General features: G+C 45.4%; 6 protein-coding genes. 3 read left to right on the top strand and 3 right to left on the bottom strand.

What is annotated here, in order from left to right; translation table 11 throughout:
- Window positions 1-72: 72 nt before the first annotated feature.
- The gene (locus tag QT974_RS26710) at window positions 73-861 is read right to left on the bottom strand and encodes an SDR family oxidoreductase (protein WP_333471433.1); all 789 of its coding nucleotides are present in this window, start codon (window positions 859-861) and stop codon (window positions 73-75) included.
- Between the two features lie 726 nt (window positions 862-1,587).
- Window positions 1,588-2,517, bottom strand: coding sequence for a nuclear transport factor 2 family protein (locus tag QT974_RS26705; protein ID WP_333471432.1), 930 nt, complete (start codon window positions 2,515-2,517; stop codon window positions 1,588-1,590).
- A 3-nt stretch (window positions 2,518-2,520) separates the two neighbouring features.
- On the opposite strand from QT974_RS26705, the gene QT974_RS26700 reads away from it, so the two are divergent.
- The 3 genes from QT974_RS26700 to QT974_RS26690 all read left to right on the top strand — a co-directional run bounded on the left by QT974_RS26700 (window position 2,521) and on the right by QT974_RS26690 (window position 4,473).
- Window positions 2,521-2,661, top strand: coding sequence for a hypothetical protein (locus tag QT974_RS26700; RefSeq protein WP_333471431.1), 141 nt, complete (start codon window positions 2,521-2,523; stop codon window positions 2,659-2,661).
- A gap of 41 nt (window positions 2,662-2,702) precedes the next feature.
- On the top strand, window positions 2,703-3,794 hold the full coding sequence (gene murG / locus QT974_RS26695; protein WP_333471430.1) for an undecaprenyldiphospho-muramoylpentapeptide beta-N-acetylglucosaminyltransferase: 1,092 nt from the start codon (window positions 2,703-2,705) through the stop codon (window positions 3,792-3,794).
- Window positions 3,795-3,870: 76 nt separating this feature from the next.
- On the top strand, window positions 3,871-4,473 hold the full coding sequence (locus QT974_RS26690) for a hypothetical protein (protein WP_333471429.1): 603 nt from the start codon (window positions 3,871-3,873) through the stop codon (window positions 4,471-4,473).
- Here QT974_RS26690 and ureG read toward each other — a convergent pair.
- A complete protein-coding gene (ureG, locus tag QT974_RS26685) occupies window positions 4,447-5,079 on the bottom strand; it encodes an urease accessory protein UreG (RefSeq protein WP_333471428.1) in 633 nt (210 codons plus the stop codon). The two genes, QT974_RS26690 and ureG, sit on opposite strands and share 27 nt — an antisense overlap.
- Between the last annotated feature and the right edge of the window lie 271 nt (window positions 5,080-5,350).

The raw sequence follows: 5,350 nt of genomic DNA, 5'->3' as shown, positions 1-5,350 counted from the left end.
TTAATCAGGGTGCATCTACCAATTAAGCTTCCTCAAAATTTCTTCGCAATCCGGAAACTTACCGCTAAAAACTCAAAACTCGTTTCTGTGAACGAGAGTTGCAGTAGCTTGGTCTGTCGGAACTAGCAAAACTTCGCTAATATTCACGTGGGGCGATCGCGTCGCGCAGAAATACACAACATCCGCCACATCATCAGCAGTCAACGGTGTCAATCCTCTATAGACATTTTGAGCTTTTTCTGCATCGCCGTGAAACCGGACATTACTAAATTCTGTTTCCACCAAACCCGGTTCTATTTCCGTCACCCGCACAGGCGTACCCAAAAGGTCTTGTTTCAACCCATCAGAAATCGCCCTCACGGCTGCTTTGGAAGCGCAATAAACACTACCTTTGGGATAAGCTTGGCGGCCTGCTATTGAGCCGATATTGACGACGTGTCCGCGGCCTCGGCTCACCATTGCCGGTACGATCGCCCGAGTCACATACAGCAAGCCTTTGACATTGGTATCGATCATTTCTTCCCAATCTTGAAAGTTACCTTCGTGGAGTTTGTCTAAACCGCGGCTCAATCCCGCATTGTTAATCAGAATATCGATGTTTTGCCAAGTTTCCGGAAGCCCAGTTATCGCCGATTCGACTGCGGGGCGATCGCGCACGTCTAATTCTACCAAATGAATATCGCTCGCCGACGCAATCAATTTTGTGTCTGCAAGTTCGTTGGCAAGGCGATCGAGCTTCGACACGCGGCGGGCTGCTAAAATTAGTTTGGCTCCACCTTTGGCGAAGATTTTGGCGCAGGCTGCTCCGATCCCGCTACTGGCGCCCGTAACCAACACAATTTGATTTTCGATAGAAATCATAGGATTTTAGATTTTAGATTTTAGACTTCGACTGCTGCGCGATCGTCGAGCGCTTTGAGATTTTGGCATAGCCAGGAGCCGGGTTTGGCTCCTTTGTGCAGTTATATTGCTGCGCTCGATGGGTTCATTTTTAAGAACAAATAATTTGGTAGCCGATTTACTGGCTGATGATTTAAAGGATCTTTAGTCCGAGGAGCGACGAAAAAAGTTAACTTTGAGTTGGTGGTATAAAATCAAGTTAATTCCATCTACCTCTGGAAAAAATATCTAGCACAGATATCGAGTCCATCCCACACAAATCATTTTTTATTGTCAGCTATGCCTTATACGCTGAGTAAAAAATTTCTCCCTAAGACTTTGGCAAAACCTCACCATAAATAATTGGTTTAAAGCCTCCACCCTTTTAGGGAAAAATTAAAAAAAGACGATTCATTATTCCAATCCTCTTGCTTCCACGTAGAGGCCGCCCTCCGCAGTCAACTGTCAACTGTCAACTGAATGAATCATCTTAATTTAAGTAGTTGCGAGTTTACGGGTTCGTGTCATTTTTATTTAAATTTTTCTCGCTCCCGCACTACTTAAATTACCCAAATCATATTAGTTCAGCTAATAAATGCAACTGTTAATCCGCGCTCCCAACCCTCAATTCAAATTCGTAAGTTATTCCATAATTTCAAATCGAAAAATGGAAAATTTCAAATACCATAACCCATAACACCTATTTTTTTACTGGACAACTCGCAAGCGCACAGAGACTGTCGTGATACCGCCTTGCCGCATCAACACTGCTGAAACCCAGCGATTGTCAGGGGTAGCAGGAGCTTTACCTACTTTAAAAATCCCCCCGGAATTCAGCAATTCCAGTTCCACTGCTGAGGGATTAAAAAAAGTTTTTTCTGTAATGGGTTCCTCCAAAACACTTCCTATTAAAATGTCATTGCCGATCGGCTCTCGCACAATGGCATCAAAATGATATTCTTGGCCCACCTTCACTTGCTCCGGTAAATTCACTTGAATCACGGGCGGATTTTTGCCATAACTAAGCTGAGTTTGTTCTGCTAAAATCTCTTGCTTAACTATTTTTTTACTTTCCCAGCGCTGCTGAGAACGGATGGTAGATTTGAAATTTAAGTCTACCCCATCCTTTTTCTGAGTACCGGTAATTGTAGTTACGGTTTCAGCGACAATCGTGCTACCTTCTGTTTTCCAAGACTTGAGTTCGGTGCGGTAATTCAAACTCGGATATCTCTCCCACAGTTGCGTGAGGGCTTTTGTCATGATCGTGCTGTTTAAGCCGTCAGAATGAGCGAAATTCTGACTGTAAAATTCCATGACTGCTTTGACATCGCGTCGGTTGGCTGCTGCGTCCATTTCTGTTAGCAGTTTCGCGAACTCTGCGGGCACATTGGCTGGGGTTTGGGCAATTGTCGCCCGCTCCGACGCAGCCGCCGCCCCGATCGCGCCCACAGCAGCCGGATGCACCACCCCAGCACTTACCACTGCTAAACATAACAACATTTGAGCGATCGACTGGCCGCCGTTAAAGCCAAAAACGATCGCGCGTTGGCGCAGCCCTCGAAGAGGATCGGCTGTTTCGTCCCGACGGCTGGAAAAATACTGAGATACACTTGGCACTAAATTCAAAAAATTACGCATTAGATGATAATTTGGTTACTTGTCAGGAGTAGCGGCGCCGGCAACGGTTCGCCTGCAACGAAAACTGACAGCGGAAGGAGGGACACGGCACAATCTAATTTTAGATGGCTGATTGAAAATTGGCTGAAACTGCCGGAACAATAAGCATAATAATCTAAAACCTCTAATCTAAAATCGATTGACCTGTGGAACTTATAAAAGAAACAAATACCTTAACAAAAGCCCCGCTGCGGTTGTTGGTTGCAGCTAGCGGCACGGGAGGACATCTATTTCCGGCGATCGCCACCGCTGCGGAGTTGCACGACTGTCACATCGAATGGTTGGGAGTCCCAGACCGCATGGAAACGCAGTTAGTTTCATCCCTTTACCCCCTCCACACGATCGCCGTCGAAGGCTTTCAGCAGCGATTTGGACTCGGTACAGTGCGCATTTTCGCCGGACTTGCAGGCTCGATCCTGCAAGTGCGGAAGTTGCTCAAAGCAGGAAATTTTCAGGGAGTATTTACTACCGGCGGTTACATCGCAGCACCGGCAATTTTGGCGGCTCGCTCTTTGGGTTTGCCGGTAATTCTCCACGAATCTAACGCAATTCCGGGGAAAGTGACGCGGTGGTTGAGTCCTTTTTGCAGTGCTGTGGCGATCGGATTTGCCGCAGCAGCCAAGCATTTACCCCGCGCGAAAACCGTGGTTGCGGGTACGCCAGTGCGATCGCAATTTCTCGCACAGCAACCTCTAAAGTTACCAATTCCTGACAGCGTACCTGTAATTTTAGTCATGGGCGGCTCCCAAGGCGCTGTCGCAGTTAATCAATTAGTGCGCGAGTGTGCTCCGGCTTGGTTTGAGGCGGGTGCTTGGGTAGTTCACCTCACCGGAAATAATGACCCGGATGCTGAAAGTTTGAAGCACGAACAGTATCTGTCAATGCCATTTTATGATAATGTAGCGAGCTTGTTGCAGCGAGCAAATATCGCAATTAGTCGATCGGGCGCCAGTGCTCTGACAGAATTAGCAGTAACTGGAGTACCTTCTATTTTAATTCCGTTTCCTCACGCCGCCGACGACCACCAAAGATTTAACGCCGAAGTATTTGCAGCCTCAGGCGCCGCCGTGGTATTCAGTCAAAGCGCACTCACAGCAGAGGTATTGCAAAGCAAAGTCTTATATTTGTTAAAAGATTCCGAATATTTGGCAAAAATGTCTCAAGCTGCTTCCAAATTAGCGGTGACAGACAGTACAGAACGTTTGGCAAATTTGGTCAGAGAATTGTTGGTGCGGTAGGGAGTGTTAAATTAAATAGGCGATTCCCTTCGGGATAGCTTCGCTTAACGAGAATTTGTAACAAGGAGAAAGTCAAATGGCATACAGTGACTTTAATTTAGACAGAGTATTGAAAACCTTTGACTTAGCTTATTCTGAAATAGTCGAAATATTTACTCCTGCACCAGAACTAGAATACAGCAGATTCCTGACAGAAACTTTGCAAGAAAATCTGCCTGTAGCTCTCGGTAGTAATACAGAAAAATCGCGTTCGGAACTAATTATCGCGCCAATTTTAATGGAAGTGAGAAAACTTTTGCACCATCGCGTGAGCTTATTCTCTGGGATTGATTTTACTGTAGATGCTGAAAGAGGGCTGAATGGGAGTTGTGATTTTCTAATAAGTCGATCGCCAGAACTGTTGATCGTAAAAGCCCCAGTCATTGCTATTGTAGAGGCTAAAAAGGAAAATATTAATTCTGGATTGGGACAGTGCATAGCTGAAATGCTAGCAGCTAAAATCTTCAACGAACGCGAAGGCAATGAGATTGCCACAATTTATGGGGCTGTCACTACGGGAGATAGGTGGAAATTCTTAAAACTCGAAGGACAAGCTATTTCTGTTGAGACAACCGAAACTTTGCTTACCAATTTGGGTAAAATTTTGGGAATTTTAGCATTGGGAATGGATGGCGCTTAATTCAGAATTATCACCAATATTCAACTTAACAAAATCAACTACCGATTCTAATCCTTCCTTCGTCTTCAAATTAGTAAACACAAAAGGTTTCTCCCCGCGCATCTTTTTCGTATCCCGTTCCATCACGCCCAAATCTGCTCCCACATAAGGTGCGAGGTCTGTTTTATTAATTACCAATAAATCCGACTTAGTAATTCCCGGCCCGCCCTTGCGCGGAATTTTGTCCCCGGCAGCCACATCGATCACGTAAATTGTTAAATCTACCAACTCCGGGCTAAAAGTTGCCGCCAAATTGTCGCCGCCGCTTTCGACAAACACTAAATCTAAATTAGTAAATTTGTATTCTAACTCTTCTATAGCTACCAAATTGATCGAAGCATCTTCGCGGATAGCAGTGTGGGGACAGCCGCCAGTTTCTACTCCCAAAATGCGATCGCTCTCCAAAGCTTGACTCCGAACCAAAAACTGTGCATCCTCCTGAGTATAGATATCATTAGTAACCACAGCAATCTGGTACTGTTGGCGCAGCGCTTTGCACAAAGCATCAAGCAAAGCAGTTTTTCCCGAACCAACCGGGCCAGCAATTCCTACACGAAAAGCACTCATAATTATTTGGGTAATTGGGCATTGGGCATTGGGCATTGGGCATTGGGCATAGTTTATTTATCTTCCTTCTTCTTTCTTCCTTCTTTCTTCTTCTTTATTTCTTCTTCCATCGGACTTCTTCCATCGGACTTCTTCAGACTTGACGCTTGACGAATTCCTTCTTCCTTGCATTCGTTACATCCGGTACATTGCGAGTAAGGCCGAACTTCCATCCGCTACATCCGTTACATCCGTTACATCCGTTACATCCGTTACATCCGTTACACAATCC

Origin of the sequence: Microcoleus sp. BM001215392 (assembly GCF_036700185.1) — a bacterium.
GTDB lineage: Bacteria > Cyanobacteriota > Cyanobacteriia > Cyanobacteriales > Microcoleaceae > Microcoleus.
The sequence above is the reverse complement of the archived record's forward strand: the minus strand, read 5'-3'. Positions and strand labels throughout refer to the sequence as shown.

What these genes read in the sequence shown, in the direction of transcription:
- QT974_RS26710 (WP_333471433.1), bottom strand. Translation starts at nt 861, where the DNA reads ATGATTTCTATCGAAAATCAAATTGTGTTGGTTACGGGCGCCAGTAGC.
- QT974_RS26705 (WP_333471432.1), bottom strand. Translation starts at nt 2,517, where the DNA reads ATGCGTAATTTTTTGAATTTAGTGCCAAGTGTATCTCAGTATTTTTCC.
- QT974_RS26700 (WP_333471431.1), top strand. Translation starts at nt 2,521, where the DNA reads ATGATAATTTGGTTACTTGTCAGGAGTAGCGGCGCCGGCAACGGTTCG.
- QT974_RS26690 (WP_333471429.1), top strand. Translation starts at nt 3,871, where the DNA reads ATGGCATACAGTGACTTTAATTTAGACAGAGTATTGAAAACCTTTGAC.
- ureG (WP_333471428.1), bottom strand. Translation starts at nt 5,079, where the DNA reads ATGAGTGCTTTTCGTGTAGGAATTGCTGGCCCGGTTGGTTCGGGAAAA.